Here is a 14,865-nt window from a genome sequence, read left to right on the forward strand (position 1 = left end):
TATGGCATTTGAAAGCTTAACTGAACGTCTCCAGCAGGCGATGGGAAAACTAAGAAAAAAAGGGAAAGTATCAGAAGCTGACGTAAAAGAAATGATGCGGGAAATCCGCCTTGCCTTACTAGAAGCCGATGTTAACTTGCAAGTAGTCAAAGACTTTACTAAACGCGTACGCGAACGTGCGGTAGGGGCAGAAGTGCTGGAAAATTTATCACCAGCACAACAAATCGTAAAAATCGTTGATGAAGAATTAACGATCACACTGGGTTCTGAAACAGCAGAGTTAAATAAATCACCAAAAATACCAACTGTTATCATGATGGCTGGTCTACAAGGGGCAGGTAAAACAACTTTTACCGGTAAATTAGCGAATTATTTAAAGAAAAATGAAAATGCTCGTCCGCTCCTAATTGCAGGAGACGTATATCGACCAGCAGCGATCGACCAATTGAAAGTATTAGGTCAACAGCTAGATGTTCCTGTATTTGACATGGGAACAGAAGTCAGCCCGGTAGAGATCGTTCGTCAAGGGATGGAGTTAGCAAGAGAAAAGAAAAACGACTACGTATTGATCGATACGGCAGGACGTCTACACATCGATGAAACATTGATGGATGAGTTGAAACAAATCAAAGAATTGACTCAACCAAATGAGATCTTGCTGGTTGTCGATGCCATGACTGGTCAAGATGCCGTCAATGTAGCTGACAGCTTCAATCAGCAATTAGGGATTACTGGAGTCGTCATCACTAAACTTGATGGGGATACTCGAGGCGGGGCAGCACTATCGATCCGCTCAGTGACAGGCGCACCAATCAAATTCATCGGTTCTGGTGAAAAATTGACTGACTTAGAAGTATTCCACCCAGATCGTATGGCTAGCCGTATCCTTGGTATGGGGGATATGCTGACACTGATCGAAAAAGCGCAGCAAGACTATGATGAGAAAAAAGCGGAAGAACTTGCACAGAAGATGCGGGAAAACTCATTTGATTTCAATGACTTTATTGAGCAACTCGATCAAGTGATGGGGATGGGCCCACTGGAAGATCTAATCAAAATGATCCCAGGAATGAATCAAGTCCCTGGAATCGAAAACGTCAAGGTAGATCCAAAAGACGTTGAACGCAAAAAAGCGATGGTTTATTCTATGACACCAGCAGAAAGAGCAAATCCTGATCTGTTGAATCCAAGCCGTCGCCGCCGAATTGCTGCCGGTTCTGGAAACAGTGTGGTTGAAGTAAACCGAATGATCAAACAATTCAAGGAATCAAGAAAAATGATGCAACAAATGTCTAAAGGGGATATGAACATCCCTGGTATGGACCAAATGTTTGGTTCAGGCGTCAAAGGAAAACTAGGCAAAATGGCGATGAATCGAATGATCAAGAAAAATAAGAAGAAAAAGAAAAAACGGAAATAAGATGGAAAAAACAGCTTCGGTACAGACTGAAAATGTCTACTGCCGGAGCTTTTCTATCAGCAATTTTTATTCTTTACTGATACAATTACTCTAAACGAAGAGGTGGCATAGATGAGATGTCCGTGGAGTGAACAGACAGAAAATATGCGGCAATATCATGATACTGTATGGGGTGTTCCTGAATATGATGACCAAAAGCTGTTCCGAAAATTGATGCTCGACATTAATCAGGCAGGATTGAGTTGGCAGACGATTTTAAATAAAAGTGACGCATTCGATGAAGCATATGATCAATTCGATATCCAAAAAGTCGCAAATTATGGAGAAACAAAAATGAGCGAACTAATGGAAAACAAAGGAATTATTCGGAATCGCAGAAAAATCGAAGCAGCTGTCCAAAACGCTAAAGCAGTCTTGAAGATTCAAGAAGAAATCGGCAGTTTTTCTGAGTATCTTTGGTCGTTTTCTAATGGAAAAATCGTTGATTCTTCTTATCATTCACAAGAAGAAGTCCCGACAACAAGTCCTCTTTCAGATGAATTAGCAAAAGATCTAAAGAAAAGAGGATTCAAATTTATTGGCAGTACGACAATCTATGCTTTTTTAGAAGCAGTCGGGATCATCAATGATCACCTTGACAGTTGTTTCCGCAAAGAAGAGGTCATACGTATTGGCAGAAAATAAAGAAAGGGCGAATAAAGCATGCGAAAAATCATATTTTATGGCGCTGTAAGTTTAGATGGTTATTTGGCAACGAAAACGGATGATCTTCAATGGCTTTTTGACACTCCGACAGGTGAGCAAACCACTTATGAAGCTTTTTATGAAACAATCGATACGACCATCATGGGCAGGAAAACTTATCAGGAAGCAAAAAAATATTTGGAGACTGAAGCAATTTATCCTGAGAAAAAGAATTTCGTTTTTTCAACCAACGCACAATTACAATTGCCAGATGCTGAGGTCGTACACGAAAAGCCTGTTGCTTTTCTAAAAAATCTACAAATGACAGAAGGAAAAGATATCTGGGTTGTGGGTGGCGGTCGATTGATCAAACCGTTAGTAGAACATCAAATGATTGATGAATGGTATATCCAGATTGCCCCTGTATTATTAGGGGACGGAATCCCTTTATTCCAAAAAGGAACCTATGAAGCACGTTTCGAATTGCTAGATACGACACGATTCGGTGAATTTATCGAATTACATTATGTACGAAAGTAGAAGTAAATAAAACAAAAGGAGCGTGAGACAAAAGTGTTCTTTACTTTTGTCTCACGCTCTAAACACATATAAACGGCGGAAGCAGAAGCAACTCCTTCGGAAATAAGCTGAAATTCACAAAAATTTGAAAAGCAATTTTCGTGAATTCCTTCTTATTTCTTGGAGTTAAACGCTTCTGTCCCAGCATCTTTTTTTATTATTGTTCTGATTTTATTCTGCTAATTTGTTAGAAAAATCTAGATACGCATCTAAAATCGTTTGGAAGAAACTTAATGTTCCTTCAACGATATTGCCGTTTTCATCAATTAGATTCGCAACGTTTCCGATATATGCTTCCGGTTGTTGCAAGGTTGGCACATTTAAAAAGACAAGTGATTGGCGTAGATGGTGGTTTGCGCCAAAGCCGCCGATCCCACCTGGTGATGCTGTAACGACTAAACCTGGTTTATGATCCCAAACACTGTGTCCATAAGGTCTTGAGCCTACATCTAAAGCATTTTTCAATACTGCTGGCACAGAGCGGTTGTATTCAGGAGTAACGAAAACGACACCGTCTAATCCGCTCACTTCCTCACGAAAACGAGTCCATTCAGCAGGAGCTTTTTCTGGGGTTTCAAGATCCTCATTGTAAAATGGCAGATCATCGATTTTTACAAATACACTTTCGTACCCTTCAGGAAGCAATTTCGCAAAAGCTTCTGCTACTTTTTTGTTGTAAGAATCTTTTCTTAAACTACCAATAAAAAATCCAATTTTTTTTGTCATACGATTTTTCCTCCTTCAAACTATCTATAATAATCTTACAAAAAATAAGTAACTGGAGCAAATAAAAACACTCACTGGTAAAAGTTTCGTTTTAGTTGACAAATGATCGCGAAGTATCGTTAGTCTCCATTGCCAACCCTCTTAGAAAGTCTATATAATGAAGAAAAAGGAGGGATAAGATGGAAGAATTATCATTATCGAAAAATGTAGCAAATTTACGAAAGAAAAAAGGCGTGACTCAAGAAACTCTAGCTGAATTCATAGGTGTGACAAAAGCTTCTGTTTCCAAATGGGAGACAGGCCAAAGTATGCCTGATGTACTCATATTGCCTAAATTAGCCAGTTTTTTTGATGTGTCTGTTGATGAACTGCTTGGCTATCATCCTCAATTGACGAAAGAGCAAATCAGACACTTTTATCAGCAGTGGACCACCGCTTTTTCTGAAGAGCCCTTTGAATATGTGATGGAGGACTGTAGAAAAGCGGTCAAACAATATTACTCATGTTATCCTTTTCTTTTACAAGTAGCCGTTTTGTGGTTGAATCATTTTATGCTAACAAAGGATCTGGAGGAACAACAAGCAATTCTGTCTGAAGCAGAAGCGTTATGTACGAAAATCGTTGAAGAATCAGCAGAATTATCTCTATGCAATAATGCTTCTTTGTTAAAAGTAGCGGTCATGCTCCAGTTAGGCAAACCAGAAGAAGCTTTATCTGAGATCGAAGAAAAAGCGGACCCTTATCGTTTTGCCCAGCAAAGCGACACATTACTTATCCAAGCGTACCGAGCCGCTGGTCAAACAAAAAAAGCGGTAAGCTACACTCAATTCAGCATGTTTTCTCATTTAATCAATCTCGTATCTTCAGCCACTCATTATCTATTGATCCAAATCATTCAATTACCGGTTATAGAAGAAACTGTCAATAGAATAGATGCTGTGATCCAAGCATTCAACCTGACGGCGGTCCATCCCAACAGTTGTGCTCAATTTTCTTACGCTGCAGCCTGTGCTTATGCGAAACATGAAAAAGAAGAACAAGTAATAAAGTGCTTAAAACAGTTTGTGGATTTGACACTTATACTTTTAAGCGAGGAAGGCAGGATCCTTCATGGTGATAGGTATTTTGATGAGATAACTGAGATATTTGAAGGAGCAGATCTTGGGGTACAGCAAATAAGAGACACGAAAATCATCAGGGAAGGGGCATTAAGTGCATTAGAAAATCCGATTTTTCAACAAATTGAAAGATCAAAAATTGAAAAACTAAAAAAACGATTGGCAGGCGAGTAATATGGGCATCAAAGAATTTCTTCCGTTTTTAATTCCTTTAATCATTGTACAGTTTGGATTACTTATTTATGTACTTCAACATATTTTTACACATTCTGCATATAAACATGGAAATCGAATGATATGGGTGATTATTGTTATTGTTGGTATGCAGTTTATCGGTCCTGTCCTTTATTTGATTTTTGGCAAGGAGGATGCGTAGTGGCTATCTTAACACTTGAAAAAGTCTCAAAGTCTTTTGGTACAAACAAATTGCTGGATGATTTATCTTTTTCTGTAGAAGAACAGACGATTTTTGGTTTCATCGGTAAAAACGGTGTTGGAAAAACGACAACTATGAAACTGATCTTAGGTCTTATCAAAAAAAACAGCGGAACGATCCGAGTGAACGGAAAAGAAGTAGAGTACGGACAAACAACGACCAATCAAGAAATAGGCTATTTAGCTGATGTACCGGTTTTTTATGATTATATGACCGCTTCTGAGTATTTGATCTTTTGCGGCGAACTCACAGGAATGCCTAAACAGCGGATAAAGGAAAAAACCAATGAACTGTTGTCACTTGTCGGTCTGTCGAATGAAAAGAAGCGGATCAAAAACTTTTCCAGAGGGATGCGACAACGTTTAGGGATTGCTCAAGCATTATTGAACGAGCCCAAATTACTCATTTGCGATGAACCAACTTCTGCTCTTGATCCTGTTGGTCGAAAAGAAATCTTAGATATCTTATCCTCTGTGAAAGAGCAAACGACGATTTTATTTTCAACTCATATTTTATCTGATGTGGTGCGTATCTGTGACAAAGTTGCTTTTTTGGATAATGGAAAAATCGTGTTGTCTGGATCAGTGGACGAATTGAAAAAGCAAACAAATGCTAGTGGGTTTGAGATCGTATTTTTTTCCAAAAAAGAGCGCGAACAATTTGAAGAGCTTTTACCTGGAGGGATGATCCGAAGTGAACTGCGTATAGCTTATCCACAAAAAAGTAAAGAAGAAATGCTTTTTGCTATGGATTTGCTAGCCAAGTATCAATTGCCAGTCCAATCAGTCCAGATGGAAGAACCCACGCTAGAAAAACTCTTTTTGGAGGTCGTTCAATCATGAGACAACTCATTGCCTTCGCCAAAAAGGAGCTGAAGGAAAACTGGCGTACTGGAAAAATCATCACGCTAAGTGCGCTCACAGTGATTTTCGGTATAATGAATCCATTGCTAGCTAAATTGACTCCTTATTTAATGCAAGCTATGTCAACAACTCTGGCAGAGTCAGGGATTTCTGTTCAGAAAATCACAGTTGATGCAACGACTTCATGGACACAATTTTATAAAAATATTCCGATGTTGCTGATTTTCTTCCTTCTTTTATTCAGCGGGATATTGACAAGCGAATACCAAGATGGAACAATCATCAACTTGCTGACAAAAGGAATGAAGCGCTGGAAGATATTTCTATCGAAATGGATCATGGGCATACTATTTTGGAGTGTCAGCTATTGGTGCTGTTATAGTATTACGCTAGCATACACGATTTATTATTGGGACCAGTCGATTATCTTCCATCCTTTATTTATCAGTTTTACTTATTATTTTTTTGGCTGTTGGATTTATTCATTGATTTTATTTTATTCAGCTTTTCTTTCTTCCAATTATGCGGTTCTGTTGGCTAGTGGGGGAACGGTCATTCTGAGTTATGGTGCTGGGTTGTTCTCTAAAGTAGCAGAATATGTACCGACTTATTTGATTTCTTCCTCAAATTATCTTACGAAAGAAATCCACCTTACAGATTATACTCAGTCATTAGCAGTGACGTGTTGTTCTATCGTCATATCCATCGTAGCTGGGTGGCTTGTTTTTAACAAAAAAGAAGTCTAAAATCTGCTATTTCCTAAAAAAAATCGAATTTAATCAAGCTGTAAAGAAAAAAAGCTTTACAGGGTAAAAAAAAACTGTTACACTACATCTTGTGAATAAAACAATGGAGGTGGAAATAAATAATGGCAGTTAAAATCCGTTTAAAACGTATGGGTTCTAAAAAGAGTCCTTTTTACCGTATCGTCGTAGCTGATTCACGTTCTCCTCGTGATGGACGTTTCATCGAAACTGTAGGTACTTACAATCCTTTGAAAGACCCTGCAGAAGTAGTTTTAAAAGAAGACTTAGTTCTTGACTGGTTATCAAAAGGTGCACAACCTTCTGACACTGTACGTAACATCCTTTCAAAAGAAGGCGTTATGCAAAAACACCACGAAGCTAAATTCTCAAAGAAATAAGGTGACCGGATATGAAAGATTTAAGCGACTTAGTCTTAACAATCGTTCGTCCGCTAGTCACTTATCCTGATCAAGTCAAGTTAGATGTCGTAGAGTCGAAAGATTTTTACGAGTACAACCTAACAGTGGCACCTGAAGATATTGGCCGTATCATTGGAAAACAAGGGCGTGTTGCCAAAGCAATCCGCACGATCGTTTACGGTGTTCGGATCAATGCACCAAAAAAAGTGCGTTTGAATATCATCGATGATAAGGAAAAGTAAATAAACGTGCTGTACTCGAATTTTCGAGTACAGCTTTTTTGTTTTTTTATTAATTGAAGAAATGATTATTTGGCAAAAGAAGCAAGAAAGCGTATCCTTATAATAGGAGGGAGTGAACAGATAATGAGAAATAGTATGTTATTTATTCCGTTTGTCTTATTGTTAAGCGCCTGCAGTTTGATTACTGAAAAATCAGACAATACGCAACCATCAAGCAGTACATCTGAAACTGTTGCAAGTACAGAAAAAAGTAGTACTAAAACGGCTTTATCTACTGAACAAACAAGGACTACCTCAAATAATGAGGAAACGACTGCTTTAAACCAATTGAAAGAACAACAACCAAACGTGCCCATGCCTTTAGATGTACCCATTTCTTCTGGCTATCTCAATGTCGCAGCGGCACAAACAAAGCAAGGTTATTCTATTTTATATTACGAATCAAATCGTCCCCTCAGATTGAATGCTGACGAATTGAATCAAGAAACGCCTATTGCAACTTATCTCTATCAATATGGATTTGCTTCTAGTCAAGAAACGATCCAAGTCTTGCAGCCATTTGAGATCGATACTAATGGGCAGCAAATGGATTTAGGTCATCAAATCACGGGGTATCAGCAAGGAGCAGCAGGTTCAAGCTACCTTGAATGGCAAGAAGGAAATTGGCGTATTCGGATCCGTGGGAATAATATAGATGGTCAAGAACCCTTACCGTTAGCTAAAGAAATCGTAGCCTATTTGGAAGAAAACAGGCTGCCAGCACCTGAACAATTTGGTAAGATAACTATTGATATGGGAGATACGACGAATCGAGCCGTAGAAGTAAGTTGGCAAGAACCGAAAAATGTCTATACGATCACTCATCAAGACCCTATGGCTGCATTGAAGATGGCAGTTTCTATGAAGAAGACATGACAGAAGTGCTCAGCTTCAAGAAATAAGAAGTCATCAAAAACAGCACGCCGCAGTTTTGCATAAATTTGGGTTAATACCCTAAAAGAAAACTAGAATTGCCTCTCCGCACATGCTAAAATAAAACAGACAAAAAAGAAATGGGGATATAAGTTGACTGAATACTTGAATGTAGGAAAAATCGTAAACACACAAGGTATCAAAGGTGAAGTCCGTGTGATCTCAACAACGGATTTCCCAGAAGAACGTTACAAAAAAGGGACGGTGCTGACATTATTCCAAGATGGAAAAGCACCTATTGAATTAACGGTCAAAAGTCATCGCAAACATAAAAATTTTGACTTATTGAGTTTTGAAGGTCATCCTTCCATCAACGATGTGGAAAAATATCGGGATGGCATATTGAAAGTGTCAAAAGACAACTCTGTAGATCTAGATGAAAATGAATTCTATTACCACGAGATCATCGGTCTGCGTGTGGTGGAAGAAGATGGAATGGAACTAGGTAAAGTAAAAGAAATCTTGTCGCCAGGAGCCAATGATGTTTGGGTCGTACAACGTCCGAAAAAGGCTGATATCTTGCTTCCATATATCGCTTCTGTCGTCAAAGAAGTTGATTTAGAAGCTGGAGTGATTCGTGTAGAAATCCCAGAAGGACTGATTGACGATGAAGATTGATGTATTGACTTTATTTCCGCGAATGTTTGAAGGTCCTATGGGTGAATCCATCATCGGTAAGGCTGTAGATAAAGGTTTATTAGACATCAATGTCTCTAACTTCCGCGACTATTCAGATAATAAACATCAGACAGTAGACGACTATCCATATGGCGGAGGAGCAGGTATGTTGCTCAAAGTCCAGCCAATCTATGATAATATCCAAGCAATCGAACAAGCTGCACCTGATGTCAAGAAACGAGTCATCCTTCTTGATCCAGCTGGTAAACGATTCGATCAGAAAATGGCAGAAGAATTTTCACAGGAAGAACACCTGGTATTCATTTGTGGTCACTACGAGGGGTATGATGAACGTATCCGCACATTAGTGACAGATGAAGTTTCCTTAGGGGATTATGTCCTTACTGGGGGAGAATTAGGTGCGATGGTCATGATCGATGCAACAGTTCGGCTGTTGCCAGATGTGTTAGGCAATCAGACTTCTGCCCAAACCGATTCTTATTCAACTGGTCTATTAGAACATCCCCAATATACTCGTCCAGCAGAATATAAAGGGATGAAAGTACCAGAAGTACTGACAAATGGAAACCATAAATTGATTGAAGAATGGCAATTAAAAGAGTCGCTAAGAAGAACCTATCAACGCCGACCTGATCTCTTGGAAACACTTGAATGGACACCTCAAATGACGAAATTTTTAGAAGAGATCAAGAAAGAAGAGCAAGAAAAACCATCAGATGTAACCAAGTAACTTTTTCTAAAATCTTCTTTACAGTAGATTGATAGTATGTTAGTATTTTATGGTGAGTGCACAAGCACTTAACTATTACGATATTCCGCTGTGAGAGAAGCTCATAAGAATATTTGGAATAAGGAGAAGAAAACCATGAATCCATTAATCGAAGAATTAACAAAAGACCAATTACGTTCTGACATCCCAGCGTTCCGCCCTGGTGACACTGTGCGTGTTCACGCAAAAGTTGTCGAAGGTACTCGTGAACGTATCCAGTTATTTGAAGGTGTTGTTATCAAACGCCGCGGTGCTGGAATCAGCGAAACTTATACAGTACGTAAAGTTTCTAACGGAGTGGGCGTTGAGCGTACATTCCCATTGCACACACCACGTGTTGCAAAAATCGAAGTAGTTCGCTACGGTAAAGTACGTCGTGCAAAATTGTACTACCTACGTGCATTACACGGAAAAGCTGCTCGTATCAAAGAAATCCGTCGTTAATTATTGTTATCAGACAGAGAAAGAACCCTTGGCATTCAAGGGTTCTTTTTTTGTTCTTATCATGTAATGCGTTACTCTTGATTCAGTATTTTTTTAATTACTCGAATGGGCGAATAACTTATTAGGATGAGTCTATCGACAAATATTAGTAAAAAAAAGAGCCATATGATAATATCTTTCTTGAGAGTAACCGCTTTAATAAAAAATCCAGAATATTCTAACATAAATGGAGTATTCTTAGAATCAAAAGGAGAAAGAAGATGATTTATACTTATACGGAGCAAGAGAAAATGAAAGTTTTGGAGACATTTATGAAGGATGGTAAAGTAAAACAAGTACCAAGCGCAACAAAAAAGAAATACATCCTGCTGAAAGAAGTCTTGAAACGATTCGAACATGGAGTAATCTATACAGAAACAGAAGTCAATTCGATATTGATGGACGTATTTTCTAGTGCTGATTATGTCGAACAAAGGCGTTACCTAATCACATTCGGTTTTTTCAAAAGAAGTTCGGATGGTCGAGTGTATCAGTTGATGGAAAATGAACATTAGAAGTTTTGATTTATACTAATTGAAAAAACTTCAAGTATGCGGCGTAGAACCAACGCTGCATACTTTTTTGTTTTATTTAGTCATTCTTTAGTGTCAATTTTATATGTACGAATAACTTCAAATGCTCAAGTATACCTCCTAAAATTCATATTGGATACAATGTCCTTTTTTATGTTTTTATTCCTCTTTCAGCTTCCAAAATTAAGCAATACTTCAATTCATCAAGTTTTATCTTTTTTTTTCAATAGTCGTAAAAAAAGAGTATTTTTTATTTAAAAATAAAATCTTTCTATTAAAGGACAAGACTAAAATAATCTTAGAATAAAAAGAGAATAGAAATGAGCCAAACTTTCCATACATCAATAAAATAGTAAAAATTAAATTTTGAATAACGTCCACGTGCTTATTTGATAACGTTTTTTTATTGAGAGGAGGGATGAAAATGACCAAGAAAACTCAAAATAAAATCCAACGTATATGTCAAAAACATTTTGATTCTAGACTAAAAGCTGTATCTCGAAGAAAACACTTGCGTTCCATTGCAGTTTCGATAATCGTGATTCTTACTTTCTTAGGAAGTTTATCCAATATGAATGTAAACGTTTATACAGAAACGTCAAGTTTTGCTAACCAAACGACAGAGGAGACAAATAGTCCACCCCATTCTGAAATACAGTCAACAGAAAGTACCAATCAGTCTAGCAACAACGAGACAACCTCAACTACATCCTCGACTCAGCTGATTGATCCGACAGAAAAAGAAATTGCAGCAGCAAAAGCAGCAGGGGAAAAAGCTTATTCAGAAACAGGTAGAAGTCAGACATTCAGTGCTGTTGCGGCCACTACGAATTTCAACGGACATACCATACCAGATGGATATACAGTGATATATGCCAAAGATGGAGTCATTGTTGCGGTTAACGGAACGATGAGTGCGGATAAAACCATGTTACAAGGTGTTACCAAAGCAATCGCTTTTATTGATAACCGTCCAGATATCCATAATCTATTTATTGGCTCCACAGTAAATGGTACTACTACCACCTTCCCAAAAAGTATCTATATGGGGGTGGCTACCGCTGGAAATACGATCGATTCCGTTACACCCAATGCGGATAAAAGTTATTCTTTTACACCCTCAACATGGGGAGGGCTTCCTGCCGGAGGAGGTATGAGTACTTTTTCAATCGGTATACAGTTAGCAAATGATATCCCATTCACAGGGTACTCGATCAAAAATGGACAGATCGTTGATAACAAGGGGAATATTTCAGTTGTCCCAACCTATCAAGCAGCGACGGTTCAGGTCAATGCGAACCGGACAGGAACTTTTTCTTATACAGTCAATGGTGGAGCAGCAAAAATCGGTACGTATGGTACTGCACTATCTGGCATCCATGTGGGGGACAAAGTGGTTATTACTCCAACAGCAGTAACGGGCTATTCTTTTGCACAAACAAACAGTTCTTTCACAGCCCTAGAAAGTAACGTCGATACGGTGACCTATACAGGCAAACAAACACCAATCACTATTAAGTATCAAGACTATTTTGGACAGACGATTGCTCCTTCTAAAATAACGAATCTTACTTACGGAAGTGCTGCACAAGACCTGACGACTAATGTGCCTACTATCAGCGGATATACCTTTACAGCTGTTTCAGCAACAGAAACAAAGAACCAATCAGCAACGAATGTTTCAACTAGTTTAGATACAAATGGATATGTAATCGTAAAGGACGCAAATGGAAAACAGATTTCTGAAATCATCCTATATTATAAGACAAATGCAACAGTATCAATCATTGCAAATGGCAGTAAGTACTATGATGGTCTTTCTGTTGTACCGATCGTTAAATATATCTTTAATGATAAAACAGAATCAACATCCCTTTTAAACAATGATCTCAGTATTGATCAAATCACATGGAATCCAACTGATTTCAAAGCGTTGAATGAAAAGGGCGTTGAAGTAACTGCGCCTACTGAAATTGGAACCTATACGTCTTGGCAATTGACAAAAAGCGGACTAGCTAAACTAGCTGCCAAAACAAACTATTTATTTACTATCGTGCAGACATCTGATATCTATACGATCAAGCCAATCATCGGTACGGTAGAGCTCGTTGGCAGTAAGACATATGATGGAAAAGCAGGAATCCCGTCAATCCATGTCAAGCCAGCAGAAGGTGTCACCAGTTCGCTTACTCCAGTGCAAGTGACACTTAGCAACACGGACTACACAGTAGATGCACAATCAGCAAAAAACATGGTTAATGCTGGCAGCTATGCAATCAAATTAACGAAAAGCGGGATAGATAAAGTCAAAGCAGCAAATCCCAAGATGTCATTTACTGATATAGCTAACACATCAGGAACCTATACCATCAATAAAGCTGGTGCAGTGATTACTGTCGATGACGCTGTCTTTAATTATGATGCCCAAAGTCACTCGATTCCGGTTGGAAATGTCCACGTTACCGGTGTTGTCTCAGGTGAATCATTGGATTATACACTAACAGCTAACAGCCGGACAGATATCGGAACACAAATAGTAACGATTAGTTTAGGGGAAGGAACTGTACACAATAATTATTCGATTACCGCAACAGATACCGCTGAGTTGACGATCAATCCGACTCTCTTGCTTCCTTCGACAGGCGGGATAGGTCTACTGCCCTTTGTCTTTTTAGGAATAATCTTTATTTTTTCTGGCTTCTTTTATTTTATCCATCGTAAGAGAAAAGCAGGTGAACAGCGATGAAAAAAACAAAAAATGTACGTGTGGATAGGTTTGCTGTTCTCTTTTTTATCCTACTGGGATTTTTTATTGGTTCTCCGACTGTGTCAGCTAGAGAATCACCCATCACATTTACTTTGCATAATCGAATGTTCGAAAGCGAACAGATGCCAAGTATCAGTCAAAACGACGGAATGGATAGTCCAGATAACTTTCAGGAGGCAAAAGGGTTGAACGGTGTTACTTTCGCTATATATGATGTCTCGGATGAATTTTACAAGCTGCGGTCAGAAGGAAGTAGTGTAGAAGACGCACAAAGAAAACTAGCACAGAAAAGTGATAGTGGAAAAATACTGGCAGAAAGTGTAACAAAAACAGTAGACGGGGAAGAGGGCATTGCTTCTTTTCGTGTATCGGACAATGACGAGCAAGGTCGTGACGCTATTTACCGATTTGCGGAAATAAAATCTTCAGATCAAGTAAAAGAAAAATCAGCACCATTTGTCGTCGTGCTTCCTGTGACAGATTCATCTAATCATAAATTGACGACCATCCACTTGTATCCCAAGAGCGAACAAAAAATACCTGCTGCACTCACATTAACAAAAAAAGTAGAGAACAAGCAGACAGATTTTGCAGATGGGGATAAAGTACCTTATCTCATCACCACCACAATTCCGGAGAACATCAACGAGATAGGAACCTATACGATCAAAGATACAGCTGATCCTCAGTTGTGGCTAGAACCAGAAACAATTGATCTTTTGATTAGTGGAGAAAAGATTCATACATTTCATACACAAAAAACAAAACATGGTTTTGTATTATCAGATTCTGGAAAAGATCTCAGTTCGTTTGCTGGGAAAAAATTAACGATCCGTTACCAAATGACATTGAAAGAAAACAGTGAAAAAACGACATTTGACAACGAGGTACGTTTGACGACTGACAATCAAACAGTAGAAACACATCTTGCCATCCAAACAGGTGGCAAACAATTTGTCAAAGTAGATCGGCAAACGAAACAAAGACTGGCAGATGCTCAATTTTTAGTCAAAAGAGATAGCCAATATTTAGCGCAAGAAAATGGGATAAATTACTGGGTAGCCAAAGATGATCCGAGAGCAACGATTTTTACTTCCAGTAAAGATGGAACATTTTCTGTCCATGGTTTGTCTTTTGGAAGCTACGAACTAGTTGAGATCAAGCCGCCTAAAGGATATGTATGGAGTCCAGCACCAATTCTCTTTGAAGTTGAAGAAGGTAGTTATGATCCACTTCATCCTATACCATTGGAAATCATCAACGAACCAGAAGCAAATCGGACAAATAACGGAAAAACGCCAGTTCAGATGCAGACGAATGGCTCATCACATGAAAAAAGTGGAGGAAGCTTTCCAAAAACAAACGAAGAGATGCTTGGAATTTTTTCAATCTTAGGGTTGTTGCTAGTCCTTTCAACAGGGACAGCTTGGTTTTATAAAAAACAACAAAAAGGGAAACAATAGGAGGAA

17 protein-coding genes are annotated in these 14,865 nt (G+C 38.5%); 16 read left to right on the forward strand and 1 reads right to left on the reverse strand.

Translation table 11 applies throughout. The annotated features are described in order from the left end of the window. The first annotated feature begins 1 nt into the window (after position 1). The 3 genes from ffh to IGJ53_RS04850 all read left to right on the forward strand — a co-directional run bounded on the left by ffh (position 2) and on the right by IGJ53_RS04850 (position 2,644). Entirely contained in the window at positions 2-1,420 is a 1,419-nt protein-coding gene (gene ffh / locus IGJ53_RS04840; RefSeq protein WP_438749685.1) for a signal recognition particle protein, read from the forward strand. Positions 1,421-1,531: 111 nt separating this feature from the next. Continuing rightward, complete coding sequence (locus tag IGJ53_RS04845; RefSeq protein ID WP_259742242.1) at positions 1,532-2,104, forward strand: DNA-3-methyladenine glycosylase I; 573 nt, start codon at positions 1,532-1,534, stop codon at positions 2,102-2,104. Between the two features lie 18 nt (positions 2,105-2,122). Continuing rightward, positions 2,123-2,644, forward strand: coding sequence for a dihydrofolate reductase family protein (locus IGJ53_RS04850; protein WP_259742241.1), 522 nt, complete (start codon positions 2,123-2,125; stop codon positions 2,642-2,644). Between the two features lie 210 nt (positions 2,645-2,854). Here the strand turns inward: IGJ53_RS04850 and IGJ53_RS04855 are convergent, their stop codons facing one another. After that, positions 2,855-3,409 carry an NADPH-dependent FMN reductase gene (locus IGJ53_RS04855; RefSeq protein ID WP_259742220.1) on the reverse strand — a complete coding sequence of 185 codons (555 nt, stop codon included), beginning with the start codon at positions 3,407-3,409 and terminating at the stop codon, positions 2,855-2,857. Positions 3,410-3,588: 179 nt separating this feature from the next. Here IGJ53_RS04855 and IGJ53_RS04860 point away from each other — a divergent pair, with 179 nt between their 5' ends. From IGJ53_RS04860 to IGJ53_RS04920, 13 genes are all read left to right on the forward strand, one after another. Next, positions 3,589-4,701, forward strand: a complete 1,113-nt coding sequence (locus IGJ53_RS04860) for a helix-turn-helix domain-containing protein (protein WP_259742221.1) — start codon at positions 3,589-3,591, stop codon at positions 4,699-4,701. 1 nt (position 4,702) lies between these two features. Next, on the forward strand, positions 4,703-4,903 hold the full coding sequence (locus IGJ53_RS04865) for a PLDc N-terminal domain-containing protein (protein WP_086323530.1): 201 nt from the start codon (positions 4,703-4,705) through the stop codon (positions 4,901-4,903). Beyond that, a complete protein-coding gene (locus IGJ53_RS04870; protein WP_259742222.1) occupies positions 4,903-5,805 on the forward strand; it encodes an ABC transporter ATP-binding protein in 903 nt (300 codons plus the stop codon). Before IGJ53_RS04865 ends, IGJ53_RS04870 begins: the two co-directional genes overlap by 1 nt. Continuing rightward, a complete protein-coding gene (locus IGJ53_RS04875) occupies positions 5,802-6,572 on the forward strand; it encodes an ABC transporter permease (RefSeq protein ID WP_259742223.1) in 771 nt (256 codons plus the stop codon). Before IGJ53_RS04870 ends, IGJ53_RS04875 begins: the two co-directional genes overlap by 4 nt. Positions 6,573-6,694: 122 nt before the next feature. Then, positions 6,695-6,970: a 30S ribosomal protein S16 gene (rpsP, locus tag IGJ53_RS04880; RefSeq protein WP_002290274.1), complete on the forward strand. Its 276-nt coding sequence runs from the start codon at positions 6,695-6,697 to the stop codon at positions 6,968-6,970. Positions 6,971-6,981: 11 nt separating this feature from the next. Beyond that, complete coding sequence (locus IGJ53_RS04885) at positions 6,982-7,233, forward strand: KH domain-containing protein (protein WP_002290277.1); 252 nt, start codon at positions 6,982-6,984, stop codon at positions 7,231-7,233. Positions 7,234-7,356: 123 nt separating this feature from the next. Beyond that, positions 7,357-8,148: a hypothetical protein gene (locus IGJ53_RS04890; protein ID WP_259742224.1), complete on the forward strand. Its 792-nt coding sequence runs from the start codon at positions 7,357-7,359 to the stop codon at positions 8,146-8,148. 150 nt (positions 8,149-8,298) lie between these two features. Continuing rightward, positions 8,299-8,823 (forward strand): ribosome maturation factor RimM, encoded by a 525-nt coding sequence (rimM, locus tag IGJ53_RS04895; RefSeq protein WP_010732231.1) that lies wholly within the window; start codon positions 8,299-8,301, stop codon positions 8,821-8,823. Beyond that, entirely contained in the window at positions 8,813-9,574 is a 762-nt protein-coding gene (trmD, locus tag IGJ53_RS04900) for a tRNA (guanosine(37)-N1)-methyltransferase TrmD (protein WP_010732232.1), read from the forward strand. Before rimM ends, trmD begins: the two co-directional genes overlap by 11 nt. 135 nt (positions 9,575-9,709) lie before the next feature. Then, positions 9,710-10,057, forward strand: coding sequence for a 50S ribosomal protein L19 (gene rplS, locus IGJ53_RS04905; protein ID WP_002290284.1), 348 nt, complete (start codon positions 9,710-9,712; stop codon positions 10,055-10,057). A 260-nt stretch (positions 10,058-10,317) separates the two neighbouring features. Beyond that, positions 10,318-10,611 carry a DUF2087 domain-containing protein gene (locus IGJ53_RS04910; protein WP_259742225.1) on the forward strand — a complete coding sequence of 98 codons (294 nt, stop codon included), beginning with the start codon at positions 10,318-10,320 and terminating at the stop codon, positions 10,609-10,611. Positions 10,612-11,047: 436 nt separating this feature from the next. After that, a complete protein-coding gene (locus tag IGJ53_RS04915; RefSeq protein ID WP_259742226.1) occupies positions 11,048-13,375 on the forward strand; it encodes an MBG domain-containing protein in 2,328 nt (775 codons plus the stop codon). Beyond that, a complete protein-coding gene (locus tag IGJ53_RS04920; protein ID WP_259742227.1) occupies positions 13,372-14,859 on the forward strand; it encodes a SpaH/EbpB family LPXTG-anchored major pilin in 1,488 nt (495 codons plus the stop codon). The genes IGJ53_RS04915 and IGJ53_RS04920 overlap by 4 nt, the downstream gene beginning before the upstream one ends. Positions 14,860-14,865 lie beyond the last annotated feature (6 nt).

The organism is Enterococcus sp. DIV1283b (genome assembly GCF_051710965.1).
GTDB classification, from domain to species: domain Bacteria; phylum Bacillota; class Bacilli; order Lactobacillales; family Enterococcaceae; genus Enterococcus_B; species Enterococcus_B lactis.

Coding starts and splice junctions, on each gene's coding strand:
- ffh (WP_438749685.1), top strand. CDS start 2: ATGGCATTTGAAAGCTTAACTGAACGTCTCCAGCAGGCGATGGGAAAA.
- IGJ53_RS04885 (WP_002290277.1), top strand. CDS start 6,982: ATGAAAGATTTAAGCGACTTAGTCTTAACAATCGTTCGTCCGCTAGTC.
- IGJ53_RS04875 (WP_259742223.1), top strand. CDS start 5,802: ATGAGACAACTCATTGCCTTCGCCAAAAAGGAGCTGAAGGAAAACTGG.
- trmD (WP_010732232.1), top strand. CDS start 8,813: ATGAAGATTGATGTATTGACTTTATTTCCGCGAATGTTTGAAGGTCCT.
- IGJ53_RS04865 (WP_086323530.1), top strand. CDS start 4,703: ATGGGCATCAAAGAATTTCTTCCGTTTTTAATTCCTTTAATCATTGTA.
- IGJ53_RS04910 (WP_259742225.1), top strand. CDS start 10,318: ATGATTTATACTTATACGGAGCAAGAGAAAATGAAAGTTTTGGAGACA.
- IGJ53_RS04890 (WP_259742224.1), top strand. CDS start 7,357: ATGAGAAATAGTATGTTATTTATTCCGTTTGTCTTATTGTTAAGCGCC.
- IGJ53_RS04860 (WP_259742221.1), top strand. CDS start 3,589: ATGGAAGAATTATCATTATCGAAAAATGTAGCAAATTTACGAAAGAAA.
- rpsP (WP_002290274.1), top strand. CDS start 6,695: ATGGCAGTTAAAATCCGTTTAAAACGTATGGGTTCTAAAAAGAGTCCT.
- rplS (WP_002290284.1), top strand. CDS start 9,710: ATGAATCCATTAATCGAAGAATTAACAAAAGACCAATTACGTTCTGAC.
- IGJ53_RS04845 (WP_259742242.1), top strand. CDS start 1,532: ATGAGATGTCCGTGGAGTGAACAGACAGAAAATATGCGGCAATATCAT.
- IGJ53_RS04915 (WP_259742226.1), top strand. CDS start 11,048: ATGAAAATGACCAAGAAAACTCAAAATAAAATCCAACGTATATGTCAA.
- IGJ53_RS04920 (WP_259742227.1), top strand. CDS start 13,372: ATGAAAAAAACAAAAAATGTACGTGTGGATAGGTTTGCTGTTCTCTTT.
- IGJ53_RS04850 (WP_259742241.1), top strand. CDS start 2,123: ATGCGAAAAATCATATTTTATGGCGCTGTAAGTTTAGATGGTTATTTG.
- IGJ53_RS04855 (WP_259742220.1), bottom strand. CDS start 3,409: ATGACAAAAAAAATTGGATTTTTTATTGGTAGTTTAAGAAAAGATTCT.